Raw genomic sequence first — 18,382 nt, 5'->3', positions numbered from 1 at the left:
ATTAATCCCTATCTTGTCCTTCTTGCGTGTTAAGAATGACAAACAAAACCCGACCACCGCGCCGGGTTTTTTATTGCCTGAATCCAGCCGTCATAGCTCCAGCGGTAGAGCAGTCGCCTTGTAAGCGAATGGCCCGGGGTTCGAATCCTCGTGGCGGCACCAAATTGGTGAGTAGCACAGCGGTAGTGCAATCGGCTGTTAACCGATCGGTCAGTGGTTCGATCCCACTCTCACCAGCCAGTAACACCTGTAGCCAGGACAGCCTTCGGGAAGGCCGGACGTCGATAGCCGGTAGTGCGACGTACGTAAATAACACCGGCAGCCCGCGTACCTTGTCCTCACCATGCTTACGGGGTAGCGCGAGACTGGATCAGCGAGATCGATGCAAAGGGGCTGTCGACGTTGAGAAGGCCTTTGGCGGACAGCACGGAAAGACGAGCGCACCTATTCAGGGCCTCTGCATTCGCAGAGGCTTTTACGTTTGTGGAGGTCGAGATGGCTGATATTGAAAATCGGCTTACGAGCCTTGAGTCTTCCGTAAATGAGATCCTCGTTGAGATTCGAGGAATCAAGCTCGAGATATTGGCGGCAAAGGGTGAATCCGATGCCGCCGCGCCATTGCTGGAGCAGCGGCTTCAGAAAGTCGAATCAGCCGTTGGCCTTTTCGAACTCGGCAAGGGCGTAAGCCTTTAACTGAGCCAGTGTCAGATCGTCAGCGTTGTCTGGTATCGCGGGATAGTAAGTCGTTGTGGTTCCGGCTGGCAGCATGATCGTTGCGATCAGGTTCCAGTGCGGCCATTGATTGATGTTCCCGCAGTTCAAGTGAACGAGTTTGTATTTGCTCATACCAATTCCTTTTGTGGCTTTTTCGAGAGTGGAATTTCGATACTAGCCGCAAGCCATGACCCGCATCTAGCGGGTCTTTTCGTTTTCGGCTCCACCACACCCATCGCTCTGAGCTGGGAGTGCTGCTGGAGCTGATTCAAATCACCGCTGCTCCCCAGCGTTTGGCCGCTCACACCGGCCTTTTTTATTAATCCCCCGAAAGGGAGCTCACCGGAATGTCGACCATGCCTGAAAAACCAGACACATGGGCCGCACTCTGGGTGGCTCTCAGTAATCCACTGTGGCAGGGCGCAATCATGGCGATCCTCATCTCCTTACTGCGCGTGCTGTACGACGCCAAAGAAACCAGCAAGCGCCGGATTTTCTTCGAGGCGCTGATCTGTGGTGGGTTGAGCTTGTCTGCCAGTAGCGTGATTGAGTGGATGGCATGGCCATCGAGTTTGTCGGTTGCTGCTGGAGGGGCTATTGGGTTCCTCGGTGTTACTGCCATCCGCGAACTGGTGACCCGCTTCCTGGGTCGCAAGGCGGATTCAGCATGAAGGCGTTCGCAGCAGCAATCATCATCGCTTTGGTCGGCCTGCTACTGGTGGGCATTCAGCAGTCCCGCGTCATTGCGCTGCGGGGTGAGGTCGCGTTCGAGTCCGGCGAGAAGACAAAAGCCTTCGCTGCCAACGTCGAGAGCCAAGCCACCATCACCACGCTACGGGCCGAAGCCCAGCGCAACGCTGACTACCTGAAAGACCTGAACAAGCGAATCAAGGCCAGCGAAGACAAAGCCAAAAAGGCGAGGAAAGACTTTGAAGATCTCAAGCGCAACAGCAAGCCTGTTCGTGATTGGGCTGCTCAGCCTTTGCCTGACGGCCTGCGCGGGAAAGCCGCCAGTGGTAACAAAGACGCAGGCCGTAAGAATTGAAGCGCCTGAGCTGATCCCCTGCGAGCGGGTAGATCAAGACCAAGCCGACCTTCGCCTTAACGGTGACGTGTGGGAGCTGAAGGATCAGGCCATCAAGCTGCTCGACACGTGTGCCGACCAGGTGGATGCGCAGATCAAGCGCAGCCAGAGCAAGTAATCCGCGACACGTTTCGCGAATCATCAAATTGTGTCGCGACATTGGAGTGAGCCATGAGTGACGAAGCAGGTGAGCACGTCCATTGGGCGGATGATGGCCGAGGTCAGCGAGAAGTGTTTCTCGACGGTCGGCGCATTGACTGCGTGACGTACTGCGACACCAAAGCCGGTATCGCTGTCGTGGCCGACATGCCTCTGCGCAGCACTGACGGTAAGCACATCGACTATCGCCCCGTGTGGGGTGAGATCAAGGTGATCTCCATTGAACAGGCCACAACCCCCAGCGAGCCTGCTTGAGCTGGCTGACCTGAGCGACTTCGGCATTCGCCTGATCCCGGCACCCGAAGTGTGGGAGTGGCTCCAAGCCGAGATCCTTGCCGACACCGGCAGCATCCACAACGAAGACCACGCACACCTGATCGACGCTGACGTGCGGGTCATGTGGGCCTCTTCAGCCTTCGAGAAGCAGGGGCGCACAGTGCTTGGCCAGGCCGAGCAAGTAGCGTTCCGCGCCGGTGGTTGGCAGAGAGCCCGGATGGAGCAACAGATGCGTGATTGGTTTGGCGATGTGCCGGCCTTCATCATCACTCTGGCCGCTGATTACTGCGCCCAGTGCAGCGACCTTGAGTTCTGCGCGCTCCTGGAACACGAGCTTTATCACCTGGCTCATGCGACCGACAAGTACGGTCAACCAGCATTCACCCAAGACGGCGCACCGAAGATCAAGCTGCAGGGCCATGACGTCGAAGAGTTCGTCGGTGTGGTCCGCCGCTACGGTGCGAGCCCTGACGTTCAAGCGTTGGTGGACGCTGCAAACAGTCCTGCCGAGGTGGGGAAATTGAACATATCGAGGGCCTGCGGAACCTGTCTGCTCAAGTCGGCCTGATTTTTGACAGGCATTAGACGGAACCCAACCTATGGCAGCCCTGAAAAATGAGGTGAAAGGCTTCATCGTTCAGGCGTTGGCGTGCTTTGACACTCCCTCCCAAGTGGTGGAGCAGGTCAAACAAGAATTCGGCGTTGAGATATCTCGCCAGCTGTGTGAGTCGCACGATCCCACAAAGCGCGCCGGGGTGAACCTAGCGGTCAAGTGGGTGACGTTGTTCCACGACACCCGCAAGCGATTCCGCGAAGAGACTGCTGAGATCCCAATCGCCAACCGTGCCTATCGTTTGCGCGCGCTTGGGCGGATGGCAGTGAAGGCCGAGAACTCAAAGAACATGGCGCTGACTGCCCAGCTATTGGAGCAGGCGGCCAAAGAAGTCGGTGATGTCTACGTCAATCGTCACCGCAAGGAAGAGTCCGGCGATGAGCCGGCGACCCCGACCCGCATCCAGGTCGACGTGGTGGATGCGAGGAAGCCTGATGCCGTCACTTAACGTGCCTCAAGCAACGTTCTTGCAACTTCCCCACAAATTCCGCGCGTTCGTTGCCGGGTTCGGCTCGGGAAAGACTTGGGTTGGATGCTCGGCACTGAGCAAGCACTTCATGGAGTGGCCCGGCGTTAACGCTGGCTACTTCGCGCCGACTTACCCGCAGATCCGGGACATCTTCTATCCGACCATGGATGAGGTGGCCTACGACTGGGGGCTGAAGACCAAGATCAACCAGGCGAACCACGAAGTTCACATCTACAGTGGCCGGCAGTACCGCGGCACTGTGATTTGTCGGTCGATGGAGAAGCCGCAGACCATCGTTGGTTTCAAGATCGGCCACGCCCTGGTGGATGAGCTGGACGTGCTGACTGCCATCAAGGCGCAGCAGGCCTGGCGCAAGATCATCGCCCGGATGCGTTACAACTTGCCCGGGCTGAAGAACGGGGTGGATGTCACGACGACGCCGGAAGGCTTCAAGTTCGTCTTCCTGCAGTTCGTGAAGCAGCTGCGCGACAAGCCGTCGCTCAAGGAGATGTACGGCCTGGTGCAGGCCAGCACCTTCGACAACGAGCTGAACTTGCCGGATGACTACATCGCCTCCCTGATGGAGTCGTACCCACCTCAGCTGATCATGGCGTACCTCAAGGGCCAGTTCGTCAACCTAACGTCCGGCACGATCTACACGGCCTACGACCGCAAGCTCAGCGGGTGCTTCGATACTGTGCAGCCCGGCGAGCCGCTGTTTATCGGGATGGACTTCAACGTCGGCAAGATGGCGGCGATTACTCACGTTAAGCGCGACCAGGGGTTGCCCAGGGCTGTAGATGAGCTGATCGACGGCTACGACACGCCTGACATGATCCGCCGCATCAAAGAGCGCTACTGGCAGCACGACGGCAACGACTTCAAGAAGACCTGCGAGATCAGGATCTACCCGGATGCCTCAGGCGATTCGCGCAAGTCCGTGAACGCCAGTATCACCGACCTGGCCATGCTCAAGCAGGCTGGGTTCTCGGTCATCGCTCCAGCGGCAAACCCGCCGGTGAAGGACCGAATCAACGCAATGAACGCCGTCTTCTGCAATGCGCAGGGCGAGCGCCGCTACCTGGTCAACTCGTTCACCTGCCCAACCTACGCCGATGGCCTGGAGCAGCAGGTGTGGGGCGCGAACGGGGAGCCAGATAAAACCGCTGGTATCGATCACGCGAACGACGCCGGCGGCTACTTCATCCACCGCGAGTACCCGATTATCAAGCCGGTTACCGCAATCAAAATGGGATTCGCCCGATGAGCAACGACGTCTCCTTCAAGCGGGCGGACTACATCGAAGTGCTGGACCGTTGGGCAACCGTGCGCGATGTCTGCGCCGGCCAGCACCGAGTGGTTGACCGACTGCCGTACATCAATGCCCACGACAAGTCGCCGGAAAACAGCGACCGCAACAAGGCCTACCGTGAGCGAGCCGTGTTCAAGAATGCGACTGGGCACACACGCAATGGCTTGCTCGGCCTCGCGTTTCACAAAGACCCAACGCTGACCGCGCCCAAGAAGCTGGAGTACTTGCAAGACAACGCTAACGGCTCAGGGGTGAGCATCTACCAGCACTCCCAAGGGACCCTGGAAAAGGTGCTCGAGGCCGGACGTCATGGCCTGTATGTCGACTACCACCAAGATGAAGGTGCTGGCGGTCACTCGGTGATCTTGTCGTACTGCGCTGAGGACATCATCAATTGGCGCACTGGCATGGTGAACGGCCACAACGTCCTGACCTTGGTCGTGCTGCGAGAGATGCTTGAGGTTGAGGACGGCTTCGGCTTCAAGGTTGTCGAGCAGTTCCGCGAGCTTGCGCTCGAGACTGAAGGGTTTGTCTGCCGAGTTTGGCGCCGATCTGGTCCGAAAGGAGGTGGGCCGCTGGAAGTCATGGACACATTCACTCCAGAGGGCGTTACCGGCCGGCTGAAAGAGATCCCATTCACGTTCGTCGGGGCGCAGAACAACGACCCCACTATCGACGAGTCACCGCTGTACGACATCGCCATGATCAATCTGGGCCATTACCGGAACAGTGCTGACTATGAAGACAGCGTCTTCTGGTGTGGCCAAGCTCAGCCGTGGATTTCTGGACTGGATGAGCAGTGGCGCGATTGGATGGAAAAGAACGGCGTTTACGTGGGTTCACGCGCGCCGATGATGCTTCCCGCCGGCGGCCAATTTGGCTACGCGCAGCCACTGCCCAACACACTGGTCAAGGAGGCGATGGCCGACAAGAACCAAATGATGATTGAGCTGGGTGCTCGCATGGTGGTTGCTTCGCTGGCCACCAAGACCGCGACCGAGTCGCGCGGCGATCAGTCAGCATCGACATCGGTGCTCGCCGGCTGCGTGGCCAACGTCAGTGAGGCGTACACCCGAGCGATCATGTGGTGCGGTCAGTACATGGGAATCTCCGACAAGGTCGCTTATCAGATCAATCAAGAGTTCGTTGAGCTGACTGCCGATCCGCAGATGATCACAGCCTTGGTTGGCTTGTGGCAGAACGGCGGCTTCGCTAAAGCAGACCTGCGTGCCTACCTGCGCAAACTGGGCTTGATCGCGCCGGAGCGAACCGACAAGCAGATTGACGGCGAGCTGGAGGAGCAGGGCGATGGTCTGGGCCTGGAAGACGAGGATAAATTAGATGGCGGCAAACCAAGCAATCCTTGATGCCACGATCCGGCACGCGGTCTTCCTCGAAAAGCTGAAGGCAGGAGAGGTCGGCAAGTTCGCGCCTTTCCTCAAAGAGATTGACCGCTCGATCCGCGAGCGGCTTACACAGTCGGATCTGACCGAGTACAACGTCAAGCGTCTGGAGGCGCTGCTGAAGGAGGTGGATAGCCTGCTGCTGGGCATCTTCGACCGCTACAGCGCGCAGTTGAATCTCGACCTGATCGACATCGCCAACTATGAGGCTGAGTTCGAAGCGACGAGCTTGGCTAGGTCTGCACCGGTCGGTGTCTCGTTTGATGTTGCTGCTCCGACGGTGACTGCGATCAGAGCGGCGGTGCTGACCAATCCCCTCAGTGTGCGCGGTACCGGTGGCGGCAAGCTGCTGAAGTCGTTCATCAAGGGCTGGACCAGTGCCGAGCGCGAGCGCGTTACTGGCACGATCCGGCAGGGTTTCTTCGAGGGGCAGACGAACTTTCAGATCATCCGAAACATCCGCGGCACCAAGGCAGCAGGCTACAAGGACGGCATTCTCGCAACTACTAGCCGCAATGCCAGCACGGTGGTGCACACCGCAATTCAGCATGTGTCATCTCAGGCGCGTATGGAGGTGGCCAAGGCCAATACCGACATCGTGTCTGAAGTCGAGATGGTCGCCACGCTGGACAGCAAGACCAGCCAGCAGTGTCGGTCGATGGATAAGCGACGATTCCCGGTCGATTCCGGGCCGCGTCCACCGTTTCACCCGAATTGCCGTACTACGTTCATCCTGCTGACCAAGCTCAGCGAGATGTTCGCCAAGGGCGCTACCCGGGCCTCTGTGGGCGCAGACGGAGCAGGGCAGGTCAGTGCGAGCCTCGACTATTACCACTGGCTTAAGCAACAACCTGCGGCGTTTCAGGATGAAGCAATCGGGCCGGTGCGAGCCAAACTATTTCGCGAAGGGGGCCTGACAGTCGAGCGCTTCACCGAGCTGCAACTCGATCGCAATTTCACGCCGCTGACGCTTGCGCAAATGAAAGGGCTGGAGCCTTTGGCATTCGAGCGCGCCGGCATTTGACGCGACAAACTCAATCAGCCGCCTCCGGGCGGTTTTTTATTGCCTGCAAAGCGGGCAACACATACCCAAGGGGTGCATCAACGTGGCAGAAGAAAACGAAATCGACCTGGAAAACCCGGCAATCAAGGCCGCTATCGCGACTGCCGTTGAAGCATCCGTTTCGGGTTTGAAAACCAAGAATACCGAGTTGCTGGGCAAGCTGAAGGACACCACCGGTAAGCTCAGCCAGTTCGAAACCCAGTTTGAAGGCATCGACATCGACGCCGTCAAAGGACTGCTCAGTCGTGCCGGCCAAGACGAAGAAACCAAACTGCTGACCGAGGGCAAGGTGGACGAAGTCTTCAACCGCCGTACCGAGCGGCTCCGGGCCGACACTGACAAGCAACTGAAGGCGATCACCACTCGCGCCGAGAAGGCCGAAGCTTTCGCGGCCAAGTTCCAAGGCAAAGTCTTGGGCGACTCGGTGCGCGGTGCAGCGCTGAAAGCCGGCGCTCTACCGGAAGCAACCGACGACATCATCCTGCGCGCCAAAGGCGTGTTCTCGTTGGATGAAGAGGGCGAAGCGGTCGCCGTTGATGAATCCGGCCAGGTCATCCTCGGCAAAGACGGCAAGACACCTCTGACCCCGCTCGAATGGGCGGAGTCACTGCGCGAAAGCGCACCTCACCTGTGGCCAAGGGCTTCAGGGACACAAGCCCCGGGCGGGGGTGGCGGCCAGGCTGCATTTAAGCGCTCCGAAATGACCTCCGAGCAAAAGCGCGACTACCAGCGCAAGCACGGCCAAACCGCATATCTGCAATTGCCCAAGTAAGGGGATCCACCCATGGCAACGACTGTTAACAGCGACCTGATCATCTACAACGATGAGGCGCAAACCGCATACCTGGAGCGCGTCCAGGACAACCTCGACGTGTTCAACGCATCGTCCAACGGCGCGATCGTGCTCGACAACGAACTGATCGAAGGCGACTTCCGCAAGCGCTCGTTCTACAAGATCGGCGGCTCGCTGGAGCATCGCGACGTCAACTCTACTGGCAAAGTGACCGCGAAGAAGATCGGCGCCGGTGAAGCCGTTGGCGTCAAGGCTCCGTGGAAGTACGGCCCGTATCAGACTACCGAAGAGGCGTTCAAGCGCCGCGGCCGTCCGGTGGAAGAGTTCTCCCAGATTATCGGCGCCGATGTGGCCGATGCAACGCTTGAAGGCTTCATCCAGTACGCCACCGCTGCATTGCGTGCCGCCATCAGCTCGAACGCCGGCATGGTGGTCTCCGCCAACATTGAAACCGACGGCAAGAAGACCCTGACCCGTGGCATGCGCAAGTTCGGCGACAAGTTCGGCCGCATTGCCCTGTGGGTCATGCACTCCAGCGCTTATTTCGACATCGTCGATGAAGCCATTGCCAACAAGGTCTATGAAGAAGCTGGCGTCGTGATCTACGGCGGCCTGCCGGGCACCCTCGGCAAGCCGGTACTGGTGACCGACACCGCTCCGGCGGATGTGATCTTCGGTCTGCTGCCGAATGCTGTGGTGATCACTGAATCCCAGGCACCGGGCTTCCGTTCGTACAACGTGGATGACGAGGAAAACCTCGGTATCGGCTACCGCGCCGAGGGCACCGTCAATATTGACGTGCTGGGTTACAGCTGGAAGGACGCCGTCGGCGGCGCAAACCCAACCTTGGCAGCCGTAGGTTCGGCGGCCAACTGGGTCAAGCACTCCGACAGCAACAAGGTCACCGCCGGCGTGATGATCACTCTGACGCCTGCGCCTTAAGGCTCACCCCTGACAGCGGCCAGCAATGGCCGCTACGGAGATTTCCATGGAACTCATTTACTCCACTCAAAGCTCAGGCTTCGATCCTGAAAAGCGTTATCGCAACCCGGAGCACTTCGACCGACCAGAAGCGGGCGTGACCGGTGTTGTCGTCCTTGGCGCATGGCCGAAAGTGGTTGAAGCCTACGAGCGTGCCGGCGTCGAAGTGACGGCGATTCAAGCAGAGTCGCGCCAAGTTCTGATTGTTGGTGCTGGTGATAACCAGATCGAACTGGAAGCGCTGGTCGGCAAGCTTCGCATCGAAAGCGATGCGGTCCGCGCTGTTATCGACGGCCTGGACGCTGGCGAGATTGAAAAGCCCGAAGCTGGCGAACTGGCGATCCGCTTGTTTCATTCGCTCGATGCCATTCGCCTCCAGATGGCTGACCTGGTCTATCAGCGCAATGCTGAAGCTGAGCGTGCGAGCAATCTGCAAAAGCAGGTGGACGACCTCTTGGCTCAGGCCGCTCAGGCTCGGCTGGAAACGGACGAGACCAAGGAGGCGAAGGAAATCGCCGAGCTGAAAGCTAAACTCGATGCGGCCACCGTGCCTTACCGGGCAAATGCCTCGAAAGAATCCTTGGAAAAGCTCGTCGCTGATCTGCCCAAGGCGTGATACTGCTGGCTGCCGGTAGACGGCAGTCAATCATTCAAAACTCAATCCAGCGAGTTGATCCATGACACTCATCATCGAGGACGGCACCGGCAAACCTGACGCCGAAAGCTACGCCAGCGCTACGGACTTGGTCATGTACGCCGGCAAGTTCGGCGTCACCATTCCTGCGGAGGAGCCAGCGCAAGAGGCACTGCTTCGTCGAGCTGCTCTGGCAATGGACGGCAAGACCTGGAAGGGGCGCAAGTCGAGCAGCGAACAGGCGTTGTCTTGGCCGCGCCGAGGTGTTGAGCTGGATTGCGAGATCAAGCCCGACAACTATCTGCCGGCGCGAATCCAGTATGGCCAGATGGCCTTGGCTGCCGAGATCCATCAAGACGATATCGATCCGGTCGAGAAACGTAAAGGCGCTGTAACGCTGGAGCGCGTCGAGGGTGCGGTAACTCGCGAATACGCGACGATCCCTAACGCCAGTGGCCGACTGTTACCGGCGGCGCCGGACCGGCCGAGCGCAACGCAGTTTGCTGACTACTTGCAGCGTCGGGGGCTGTTTGCCGTTCGTGCCTGATTGGCGATACGCTACTCCTTTATTTTGGAGAGCTTGATCAATGGCAACGGAAAATAGGTACGTGACAAAAACCAAGGATTGCGATGAGAAGGACGCTTGGGATGCATATGCATCTGCCGCGCTCGCTAGCTTGATTACTCCTGGTGTTGTGGATCAACGCGTTGCCGCCAAAGCAGGACAATATGCCACGCTGATGCTGGAAGAGCGGAGACTGGCTTTCCCCGATCCGCTCGCAACAGCCTCTAGCAGCTCTCTTAAAATTTGAGCTTAAGCCCAGCCATCGCGCTGGGCTTTTCGCATCTGGAGCCATCATGGCCTTCTACGACGAAATGGCCGTGATGGCTCTGGAGATGATCACAGAGTTCGGCCAGCCCGTGATCATCCGGGAAACAACCGTCGGCGAGTACGATCCGGACGCCGGTACCGCGCCGCCTGACACTACGAAAGAGCAAACCGCCCAAGGCATCTTGCTCGACTTCACCGGCCAGGAATTCCAGAACAACAGCCTCATCAAGCAGGGCGACAAGAAGCTGAAGATCGCGGCGCAGGGGCTGGAATGGGTTCCGGATCTGCTGAACAAGGTGATTATTCAGGGGCGCACCTGGTCAATCGTCCCACCGCTGAAAGAGATCAACCCCGCCGGCACGCCGATCCTCTACGAATTGCAGGTTCGGTCGTGAGCCGCGCCGGCGCCGGTCAGTCCGGCAGCTTCGCCTTGAGTCTCGCCGAGTTCGCAGCGCAGGCAACGGCAGCCATCGACGCGAGTCTGCGCGAGATCATCATCGAAGTGGGCAACAGCCTAGTTCGCATGTCGCCTGTGGGTAACCCTGAAATCTGGGCCGCGAACGTCGCGCATCGCCAAGCCAACACGGCGGCGGCTGATGCCTATGACTTCAAGGTGGCCGTGCGCAATACGGTCATCAACCTGACCGACAGCAATTTCACCAAGGCTGGCAAGTTGAAGCGCGGCGTGAGGTACGCCAAACCGCTGACGAAGACCGAACGCGATCAGAACTACAACGTGAACGGGCTGGTCGCCGGCAAGGGATACGTAGGTGGGCGCTTTCGCGGCAACTGGATGTTCAGCATCGGCGCGCCGGACAGCAGCACGACCGAAGAGGTTGATCCGAGCGGAGCCAAATCAACGGCGCGGATCGTTTCCGGTGCAATCGAATTTAAAGCCGGCGACACCTGCTACATCACCAACAGCCTTGGGTATGCGATCCCGCTGGAGTTTGGGCATTCGACCCAGGCACCGAGCGGGATGGTCCGCGTTACCGTGGCCCGCTTCCAGCAGATCGTGCTGGAAGCCATCAGGAACAACCAGGTATGAGTCACAACGTCATCGCCTCGATCTACGAGGCCAGGCTGATCAACTGGGCGAAAGCATTGCCGGTACCGCTGAAGGTCGTCGTCGAGAACGAGACCTACACGCCCGTAGACGGCGCCACTTACCTGAAAGCTTTCACGCTACCGGCCGACACCGCGAGCAACACGCTGGCCGGTGACCACAAGCTGTACGCCGGCGTGTTTCAGGTCAGCATCGTGTCGCCGTCGGGCAAGTATCGGGGCGCGGCCGGTGCGCTGGCCGATCAGATCGCCGCGCTTTTCCCGCTGTACGAGCGAAACACCAAGGGAGCGTTGACGGTGGTGACCATGACGCCTGTCGATCCCGGCCCCGGCATTCCCGACGACACCACGTTCACCGTGCCCGTGTCGTTCATGTATCGCGCTGACACCAACTAAACCACGGAGACACAAATGCAAAGTTCCGACTACGTGCCGGGTGTTTCCGGCTGGAAGATCGACAAGAATTTGATGGAGTTCAATGGCGGGCCTTGGGGGCCGACGTACATTGGCGACCTCGGAAAGGCTCCGGCAGTAGAGAGTGATGCAGTTGAATCTTCACCCAAGCCATTCATCGTGGTCGATGGCGCGACCTACATCAGTCAGGCCGAGGTCGAGCGTGCGTCGATCACCAAGGCGCAGATTCGCGACATGTGGTCGCTGAAGATGCAGGTCAACGACCATGGCCAATATGTGACCGCAGGTATTGGTCTCGGCATCGAATCCCAGTTTCTGGCCTCCGCTGAAAAATTTGCCATCAAGGAACCGACCGATTTCGAAAAAGCCTTGGCCAAGGGGGCAGGCGCGGTGCTCGAGCTGTTGGCAAGCAGCATCAAAGACACTGATCTTGGTGCAGACTTTTTGACGCCTATCGCCGATCAGGTGCGTGACGTGATCCGTGACGAGATCAAGCCAGGCGGCCTCCTGCACCGCAACTAATTCGCCCATTGGGCAAACCCAGAACCCGCCATGAGCGGGTTTTTTCATGTCTGAAAAGAGGAAACACCAATGGCTGGCATTCAAATGCCCAACGGCGCAACGTTCGAAATTGCTTCCGCCTATGGCACTGCAATCCCGTTCACCTCGCTGAGCAACGCTAACCCGGCGGTTGCGACTGCCGCAGCACATGGCTTGGCCGAAGGCGACATCATCGCGCTTAACTCCGGTTGGACGCGCCTCGATGGCCGTGCCGTTCGCGTTGCCGATATCGCCAGCGGCACCTTTGCGCTGGGCGGCGTCAACACCACCAACGTTCAGCAGTATCCGGCAGGTTCCGGTGTTGGTTCGGCGCGCGAAGTGACCTCGTTCACCGAGATCTCGCAGATTACCGAGCTGAACTCTACCGGCGGTGATCAGCAGTTCCTGACCTTCGGCTTCCTGGCTGACGACGATGATCGCCAGATGCCGACCACCAAGAACCCGATCACCCTGAGCATCACGGTTGCCGACGACCCGTCCAAGCCCTATGTCGATGTCTGCGAAGCAGCGGACGATGACAAACAGGCCCGAGCTCTGCGCCTGAACCTGCCGGGCGGCAGCAGCATCGTTTACAACGGCTACGTCTCGATCACCTCGACCCCGACCATGTCGCGCAACAACCTGATGACCCGCGTCATCAGCGTTGCGTTGACCGGTCGCCCAACCCGCTACTCGGCGGTGGTGTAACTCATGGCCAAATTCAAGATTGCTCAAAACCCGACGTTCAAGGCTGTCGTCGACATCCCTCGCGTCGGCGGCACGGTGATTCAGGTGCCGTTCGAATTCAAGTACCGCGACCGTAAAGAGCTCGCGAAGCTGTTCTCAGGCTGGCAGGAAAGCGTGAAGGAAGACCAGGATCGGTTCAAAGCCAAGGGCGATGAGCTCACCTTGATCGAGATCACTGACTCGCACGTCGAGCGACAGATCGAGCAGGTAACGCAACTGGTCACCGGCTGGGGTTTCGATGACAAATTCAACGCCGAATCGATCCGCGCCCTGGTGGAAACCTCGGCCGGTGCCGGTGACGCGATTGTCGATGCTTACCAGAAGGCCTTCTCGGCGGCCCGCCTGGGAAACTGAGCAAGGTCGCCCGCCTGATGTACGAGCCCGGTCCGTCTGAGGCGGATCTGGCGGCGTTCGGCTTGTCCATGGCTGACATTCCCGAGGAAGAGTGCGAGGTGCTGGCCGAAAACTGGCCTGCCTTCGTTCTCTTCAACGCCATGTCCACCCAGTGGCGCAGCGGTATGGGCGGGGCTACCGGCCTTGATTACACGGCACTCCGCGACGTCTCGGAATTTGTCGGAACCAGCAAAAAACAACTCAGAGAGATTTTCCCCGACCTTCAGGTGATGGAGGTTGCGGCCTTGCTCGTCATGAGCGAATCGAAGTAATGGAGCACTCATGTCGGGCACAATCGCGCAATTAGGCATCGAGGTAAATTCGGGCGATGCCGTCCAGGCCGCGACGGATCTGGATCGCCTGACTCAGGCTGGCGCCAAAGCCGAGAAAGCGGCCGAGGGAGTGGCCGCTGGCTTCGATAAGGCGGCGACTGCGACCACTGGCTTGGCCACGGCCGAAGGCAAGCTGTCCGAATCCACCGAAGACGCGATGAAGCGCCTCACGGCCATGGCCAAGGCGTCGCTTGATTCGAGCGAGTACTACCAGACCCTCACGACCAGCGTGAACACCAACTCAGCGGCACTGGAAAATTCCAGTTCCTCTGTGAGCAGTTTGGCCGCGCTTCAGCGGCGACTGCAGGCTGAGTCAGATGCGCTGGTCGGCACGACTGATCGGCAGGCTGAATCGGCGAAGAAGGCAGCAGCAGCGACCGGTGTTCAGGCTGAAGGGCTTCAGGCCCTGCTGGCCAAGATCAATCCGGCCGTTGCCGCGCTCGACAAACTCGACCAGCAGCAGGCTGACCTCCAGAAGTACAAGGCCGCCGGCCTGATCGATGCGGAGACCTTCCGCGACTATTCCACCCGCATCGATGCATCCCGGCAGAAGCTGGGCGACTTCGATGAGGAGTTGCGCAAGACTGGCGTTTCCTCGGCGCAAACCCAAGCAGCGCTGCGCCAACTGCCGGCCCAGTTCACTGACATCTTCACCAGCCTTGCGAGCGGTCAAAGCCCACTGATGGTACTGATCCAGCAGGGCGGCCAGATCAAGGATTCGTTCGGCGGTGTCGGTGCAACCTTCGACGCCCTCAAGGACAAATTCCGCTCGCTGTTTTCTGGTGGCGCGGGCGCGGCAGTGCTCGGCGAATCCCTCGCGGGTATCGCCGCCAACTCAAAGGACGTGGCCGACAGCGCTGGCGAGGCGGGCGAGAGCCTGTCCAGCCTGGCTGAAAGCTCCAACACGGCGGCCGAAGCTGCTGAGAATGCGAAAAAAGCATACGGCGCTCTCCCGCCAAGCGTGACCGGCGCGTCGGCAAGCGTGGTCGGCATGGCCGCCGCAGTACTTACGGCAGCCGCTGCGATAGGCGTGCTGATCTACGGCTACAGCCAAGGCAGTCAAGAAGCAGATGAGTACAACAAGGCTCTGATACTGACCGGCAATTACGCTGGGACTTCGGCTGATCAGTTAGCCAGTTTGGCCCAGCAGGTCAGCGCTACTAACGGCACTACAGGCGAGGCGGCTGAGTCGCTGGCCAAGTTGGCGGCGAGCAGCGTAGTTGCGGGTGGCAGCTTCAAGGAGATTGCTGAAGCAGCAGCGGCCATGGAAGACGCCACCGGCAAATCGGTTGACGCAACCATCGCCGAGTTCGTCAAGATCGCCAAGGATCCGGTCGGGGCAGCGAAAGAGCTGAATGACCAATATCACTTCCTGACTGCCTCGGTTTACTCGCAAATCACCGCACTCAAGGAGCAGGGCGACACGATCGGTGCCACCCAACTGCTAACCGACAGATATGCCGAAACTGTTAAATCCCGCTCGGCTGAGATCACCGCCAACCTGGGCGCTGTAGAGCGAGCCTGGAAAGGAATCAAAGAAACGGCGGCGGGAGCGCTGGACGGGATACTGAATGTCGGCAGACGCGACATCGAGTCGGAAATATCCGGCGCAGAGGCAGGGCTTGCTCGGGCTCAGAAAGGCGACGTTGGCCTGTTTCAGAACAAGCAGGAGATGATCGATTATTACGACAACAAGCTGAACATGTTGCGTGATGAGAAAGCAGCTAAAGCTGACATCGCGAAATATGACTCAGACCAAAATGTTGCCGAACAAAAGTCTATTCGGGCGATGGAGAATGTTGACCGTCTCAACAAATCCGCAGCCACCAACGCCGAGAAAAGGAAGAAGGACCGGGAAGATTATCTTCGGTGGATCGACGAGATTCGCGTGAGAGCACCGAACGATCCGCGCCTTGACCAGGCGCTGATCAACAAAAGCCTCGCCAACATCGATGCCAAGTACAAAGATCCAAAAGCGAACGCCGGCGCGGTGGACCTGACGGCCTATAACGCCGCGCAAAATGCGCTCAAGGAGCTGCAGGCCGAGTACGCGAACACCCAAAAGCAATTGGATGCCGCGCAGAAGGCCGGGCTGATCTCGCAAGAGAGTTATGCCTCGCAGCGTTCAGTGCTGATCAGTGCAGAGAAGGAGGAGGTCACGGCGGCTTATCAAGCCGAGATCGACGCCCTTGAGGCAGCCAAGGCCAAGAAAAGCACGACGGCCGAGCAGTCCATTGAGCTCGACAATAAAATTGCCGATGCAAGATCGGACATGCTCAAGGCGCAAAAGGCTGCTGACAGCCAGCAGGAGGTGTTGGCCACCGCTGAGGAGGGCCGGCTTAAGCAGCTCAGGGTTGCTTCCGAAGCTTATGTCACGCAACTGGAGCGGCAGCGCGCAGCACTTGATAACTCGGGTACGCGCGCTGCTCAGGCGCTCGGCCTTGGCGACCGTCAAGCCGGACTGCAAAGCAACTTGGACGGCGTAACGGACAAGTTCAACGACGAGCGCGCGAAGCTGCTTGATCGCCGTAAAACCGCTCCAGACAAATACAGCAGTGCAGAATACGAGAAGGATCTCGCGATTCTGGAGAACGCCGAGAACAAATACCGCGACACGGTGATCGAGAATTACGAAAACATCTCTGCTGCTCAAGGAGATTGGCGCGCCGGCGCAACGTCGGCTTTCCAGAACTACATGGAATCGGCGCGCGACGTTGCCGGGCAAACGAAAAGCCTGTTCACCAATGCCTTCACCTCGATGGAGGACGCGATCGTCAACTTCGCCATGACCGGGAAGCTGTCGTTCGCGGACTTCACCAAGTCGATTCTGGCGGACATGGCACGCATCGCCACTCGGCAAGCCAGTTCGGCATTGCTGAACAGTCTGGTGGGCGCCGCTGCAAGCTACTTCACGGGAGGTGGGGCAACAGCTTCTGCAACGGCTGGCGCGGCGGAGTCTGGTGCCCAGACCTTCGGAAGTCAGTTTGATGCCAGCTCTGCATCCGTGTCCTTCGGTGGTGGTCGTTCTGTTGGCGGTGGTGTCGAACCGAACACTTTCTATGAAGTGAATGAAAAGGGGCCAGAGCTGTTCAGTCAGGGCGGCAGGTCTTACCTCATGACTGGCGCGAGTGGCGGTAGCGTCACCCCGCTGACATCTGGCGGCGGGCCTGCGCTGGCCGCAATGTCCGGCAGCGGAGGAGGTGGGGCCACCTACAACTTCCCGGTGGCGGTATCAGTGCAAACAGCCGGAGCAGCGGAGTCACCCGCAACCAGCCAGCAAGCGTCGGCCGATCTCGGCAAAGGCGTGCAGCAAGTTGCGCAGTCCGTGGTGGATAAAGCGATTGCCAAGGAGTTGCAGCCAGGGGGAGCGATCTGGCAAAGGATCAATCGGAGATAGTAATGGCGATCGAGAAATTCACTTGGCCAACCCAGCACGGCGACTCACCCGAGATCACGTATCGAGTGCGAACGGCGCAGTTCGGCGACGGCTACAAGCAACAGACCGGAGACGGACCCAACAACAAGGAGGACTCCTATCCAATCTCATTCACCGGCCAAAGAGCGAAGGTCTTGGAGATCATGGCGTTTCTTGACCGGCACGCCGGTGCAAAAGCGTTCCTCTGGACGACGCCTTTGGGTCAGCTCGGCCTGTTCACCTGCAAGAACCCCGTGCCCACTCCGGTGGGCGGCGGCGTTTTCAAACTCACCGCCACGTTCGAACGTGCATTCCAACCATAAGGGGCAACCATGCCGCTGATCAGTGACATCCAGGTGCTAGAGCCTGGCAGCGAAGTGCTGCTCTTCGAGTTGGACGGCACGGACTACGGTGCGGACGTGTTGCGCTTCCACGGGCACGCGATCCCGCACACGCCGGCCGAGCTGATCACAGCCGGCGCCGATGCCGATCAACTACCCGCCAAAGCCATTTACTGGCAGGGCAACGAGTACGGTGCCTGGCCAATGCAGATCGACGGCATCGAGGCCAACGGCGATGGTACGGCGGTACGACCATCGCTGTCGGTGGGCAACGTCAATGGGCGAATCACGGCGCTATGTCTTGCGTTCGATGATTTGCTCGAGTTCAAGCTGACGATGCGTCACACGCTGGGCACCTATCTCGATGCTGAGAACTTCCCGGCGGGCAACCCAACTGCTGATCCGACGCAAGAGACGATCGAGGTCTGGTACATCGACCAGAAGATGAACGAGGACGGTGAGACGGTTTCCTGGGAGCTTGCGAGCCCTGGCGATGTCGGCGGCGAATCCGTTGGCCGGCAGGCGACAACGCTGTGTCATTGGGCATTGACGGGGGGTTACAGGGGGCCAGATTGCCAGTACACCGGCCCGTATTTCGATATTGATGGGGCTCCCACCGACGACCCCGAGAAAGATCAATGCAACGCTTTGCTTACTACGGGCTGTGAGTGTCGGTTTGGGGCCGGCAATCCCCTTAATTTCGGGGGTTTTCCTGCAGTGAGTTTGATTGCAAGGAGCTGATATAATGGGTCTGTGCGGCTAGGTTGATCCCCGAAGAGCCGGCCCCTAACCGGCCTGCCGC

The 18,382-nt window shown here is 59.1% G+C and carries 26 protein-coding genes and 2 tRNA genes; 27 read left to right on the top strand and 1 reads right to left on the bottom strand.

What is annotated here, in order from left to right; all coding sequences use genetic code 11:
- The first annotated feature begins 86 nt into the window (after positions 1 to 86).
- From ACOI8A_RS05430 to ACOI8A_RS05420, 3 genes are all read left to right on the top strand, one after another.
- Positions 87 to 162, top strand: a tRNA-Thr gene (locus tag ACOI8A_RS05430).
- 3 nt (positions 163 to 165) lie between these two features.
- Positions 166 to 240 (top strand) — tRNA-Asn (locus ACOI8A_RS05425).
- 255 nt (positions 241 to 495) lie between these two features.
- Positions 496 to 693 (top strand): hypothetical protein, encoded by a 198-nt coding sequence (locus tag ACOI8A_RS05420; RefSeq protein WP_420657658.1) that lies wholly within the window; start codon positions 496 to 498, stop codon positions 691 to 693.
- Here the strand turns inward: ACOI8A_RS05420 and ACOI8A_RS05415 are convergent.
- Positions 649 to 846: a hypothetical protein gene (locus ACOI8A_RS05415; RefSeq protein WP_108183187.1), complete on the bottom strand. Its 198-nt coding sequence runs from the start codon at positions 844 to 846 to the stop codon at positions 649 to 651. The genes ACOI8A_RS05420 and ACOI8A_RS05415 overlap by 45 nt on opposite strands.
- 215 nt (positions 847 to 1,061) lie before the next feature.
- Here ACOI8A_RS05415 and ACOI8A_RS05410 point away from each other — a divergent pair, with 215 nt between their 5' ends.
- The 24 genes from ACOI8A_RS05410 (at position 1,062) to ACOI8A_RS05295 (ending at position 18,321) form a co-directional block, all read left to right on the top strand.
- A complete protein-coding gene (locus ACOI8A_RS05410; RefSeq protein ID WP_101209879.1) occupies positions 1,062 to 1,385 on the top strand; it encodes a phage holin, lambda family in 324 nt (107 codons plus the stop codon).
- On the top strand, positions 1,382 to 1,759 hold the full coding sequence (locus tag ACOI8A_RS05405) for a hypothetical protein (protein WP_420657656.1): 378 nt from the start codon (positions 1,382 to 1,384) through the stop codon (positions 1,757 to 1,759). The genes ACOI8A_RS05410 and ACOI8A_RS05405 overlap by 4 nt, the downstream gene beginning before the upstream one ends.
- Positions 1,728 to 1,916 (top strand): hypothetical protein, encoded by a 189-nt coding sequence (locus tag ACOI8A_RS05400; protein WP_420651114.1) that lies wholly within the window; start codon positions 1,728 to 1,730, stop codon positions 1,914 to 1,916. Before ACOI8A_RS05405 ends, ACOI8A_RS05400 begins: the two co-directional genes overlap by 32 nt.
- A gap of 53 nt (positions 1,917 to 1,969) precedes the next feature.
- Complete coding sequence (locus ACOI8A_RS05395) at positions 1,970 to 2,212, top strand: hypothetical protein (protein ID WP_420651113.1); 243 nt, start codon at positions 1,970 to 1,972, stop codon at positions 2,210 to 2,212.
- Positions 2,178 to 2,801 carry a putative metallopeptidase gene (locus ACOI8A_RS05390; RefSeq protein WP_420651112.1) on the top strand — a complete coding sequence of 208 codons (624 nt, stop codon included), beginning with the start codon at positions 2,178 to 2,180 and terminating at the stop codon, positions 2,799 to 2,801. The genes ACOI8A_RS05395 and ACOI8A_RS05390 overlap by 35 nt, the downstream gene beginning before the upstream one ends.
- 31 nt (positions 2,802 to 2,832) lie before the next feature.
- Positions 2,833 to 3,294, top strand: a complete 462-nt coding sequence (locus tag ACOI8A_RS05385) for a DUF2280 domain-containing protein (RefSeq protein WP_420651111.1) — start codon at positions 2,833 to 2,835, stop codon at positions 3,292 to 3,294.
- Complete coding sequence (locus ACOI8A_RS05380) at positions 3,281 to 4,582, top strand: terminase large subunit domain-containing protein (RefSeq protein ID WP_420651110.1); 1,302 nt, start codon at positions 3,281 to 3,283, stop codon at positions 4,580 to 4,582. The genes ACOI8A_RS05385 and ACOI8A_RS05380 overlap by 14 nt, the downstream gene beginning before the upstream one ends.
- On the top strand, positions 4,579 to 5,994 hold the full coding sequence (locus tag ACOI8A_RS05375) for a DUF4055 domain-containing protein (protein ID WP_420651109.1): 1,416 nt from the start codon (positions 4,579 to 4,581) through the stop codon (positions 5,992 to 5,994). The genes ACOI8A_RS05380 and ACOI8A_RS05375 overlap by 4 nt, the downstream gene beginning before the upstream one ends.
- Positions 5,969 to 7,054: a minor capsid protein gene (locus ACOI8A_RS05370; RefSeq protein ID WP_420657654.1), complete on the top strand. Its 1,086-nt coding sequence runs from the start codon at positions 5,969 to 5,971 to the stop codon at positions 7,052 to 7,054. Before ACOI8A_RS05375 ends, ACOI8A_RS05370 begins: the two co-directional genes overlap by 26 nt.
- 82 nt (positions 7,055 to 7,136) lie before the next feature.
- Entirely contained in the window at positions 7,137 to 7,865 is a 729-nt protein-coding gene (locus ACOI8A_RS05365) for a hypothetical protein (protein ID WP_420651107.1), read from the top strand.
- Between the two features lie 12 nt (positions 7,866 to 7,877).
- Positions 7,878 to 8,828 (top strand): major capsid protein, encoded by a 951-nt coding sequence (locus ACOI8A_RS05360; RefSeq protein ID WP_420651106.1) that lies wholly within the window; start codon positions 7,878 to 7,880, stop codon positions 8,826 to 8,828.
- Between the two features lie 46 nt (positions 8,829 to 8,874).
- The gene (locus ACOI8A_RS05355; protein ID WP_420651105.1) at positions 8,875 to 9,483 is read left to right on the top strand and encodes a hypothetical protein; all 609 of its coding nucleotides are present in this window, start codon (positions 8,875 to 8,877) and stop codon (positions 9,481 to 9,483) included.
- 61 nt (positions 9,484 to 9,544) lie between these two features.
- Positions 9,545 to 10,048 (top strand): DnaT-like ssDNA-binding protein, encoded by a 504-nt coding sequence (locus ACOI8A_RS05350; protein ID WP_420651104.1) that lies wholly within the window; start codon positions 9,545 to 9,547, stop codon positions 10,046 to 10,048.
- 40 nt (positions 10,049 to 10,088) lie between these two features.
- Positions 10,089 to 10,313 carry a hypothetical protein gene (locus ACOI8A_RS05345; protein WP_420651103.1) on the top strand — a complete coding sequence of 75 codons (225 nt, stop codon included), beginning with the start codon at positions 10,089 to 10,091 and terminating at the stop codon, positions 10,311 to 10,313.
- Between the two features lie 46 nt (positions 10,314 to 10,359).
- Positions 10,360 to 10,728: a hypothetical protein gene (locus ACOI8A_RS05340; RefSeq protein WP_420651102.1), complete on the top strand. Its 369-nt coding sequence runs from the start codon at positions 10,360 to 10,362 to the stop codon at positions 10,726 to 10,728.
- A complete protein-coding gene (locus tag ACOI8A_RS05335) occupies positions 10,725 to 11,381 on the top strand; it encodes a hypothetical protein (protein WP_420651101.1) in 657 nt (218 codons plus the stop codon). Before ACOI8A_RS05340 ends, ACOI8A_RS05335 begins: the two co-directional genes overlap by 4 nt.
- Positions 11,378 to 11,794, top strand: coding sequence for a phage tail terminator-like protein (locus ACOI8A_RS05330; RefSeq protein ID WP_420651100.1), 417 nt, complete (start codon positions 11,378 to 11,380; stop codon positions 11,792 to 11,794). The genes ACOI8A_RS05335 and ACOI8A_RS05330 overlap by 4 nt, the downstream gene beginning before the upstream one ends.
- 15 nt (positions 11,795 to 11,809) lie before the next feature.
- Entirely contained in the window at positions 11,810 to 12,334 is a 525-nt protein-coding gene (locus ACOI8A_RS05325) for a phage tail tip fiber protein (protein ID WP_420651099.1), read from the top strand.
- 69 nt (positions 12,335 to 12,403) lie between these two features.
- On the top strand, positions 12,404 to 13,060 hold the full coding sequence (locus ACOI8A_RS05320; protein WP_420651098.1) for a phage tail protein: 657 nt from the start codon (positions 12,404 to 12,406) through the stop codon (positions 13,058 to 13,060).
- Positions 13,061 to 13,063: 3 nt separating this feature from the next.
- Positions 13,064 to 13,453, top strand: a complete 390-nt coding sequence (locus ACOI8A_RS05315) for a phage tail assembly chaperone (protein ID WP_420651097.1) — start codon at positions 13,064 to 13,066, stop codon at positions 13,451 to 13,453.
- A 17-nt stretch (positions 13,454 to 13,470) separates the two neighbouring features.
- The gene (locus ACOI8A_RS05310; protein ID WP_420651096.1) at positions 13,471 to 13,764 is read left to right on the top strand and encodes a DUF1799 domain-containing protein; all 294 of its coding nucleotides are present in this window, start codon (positions 13,471 to 13,473) and stop codon (positions 13,762 to 13,764) included.
- A 10-nt stretch (positions 13,765 to 13,774) separates the two neighbouring features.
- Positions 13,775 to 17,221, top strand: a complete 3,447-nt coding sequence (locus tag ACOI8A_RS05305) for a phage tail tape measure protein (RefSeq protein ID WP_420657653.1) — start codon at positions 13,775 to 13,777, stop codon at positions 17,219 to 17,221.
- A gap of 2 nt (positions 17,222 to 17,223) precedes the next feature.
- Positions 17,224 to 17,562: a phage tail protein gene (locus tag ACOI8A_RS05300; protein ID WP_420651094.1), complete on the top strand. Its 339-nt coding sequence runs from the start codon at positions 17,224 to 17,226 to the stop codon at positions 17,560 to 17,562.
- Positions 17,563 to 17,571: 9 nt separating this feature from the next.
- Positions 17,572 to 18,321 (top strand): phage minor tail protein L, encoded by a 750-nt coding sequence (locus tag ACOI8A_RS05295; protein WP_420657651.1) that lies wholly within the window; start codon positions 17,572 to 17,574, stop codon positions 18,319 to 18,321.
- Positions 18,322 to 18,382: the final 61 nt, after the last annotated feature.

The organism is Pseudomonas sp. P4795 (genome assembly GCF_048822895.1).
Classification (GTDB): domain Bacteria; phylum Pseudomonadota; class Gammaproteobacteria; order Pseudomonadales; family Pseudomonadaceae; genus Aquipseudomonas.
The sequence above is the reverse complement of the archived record's forward strand: the minus strand, read 5'-3'. Positions and strand labels throughout refer to the sequence as shown.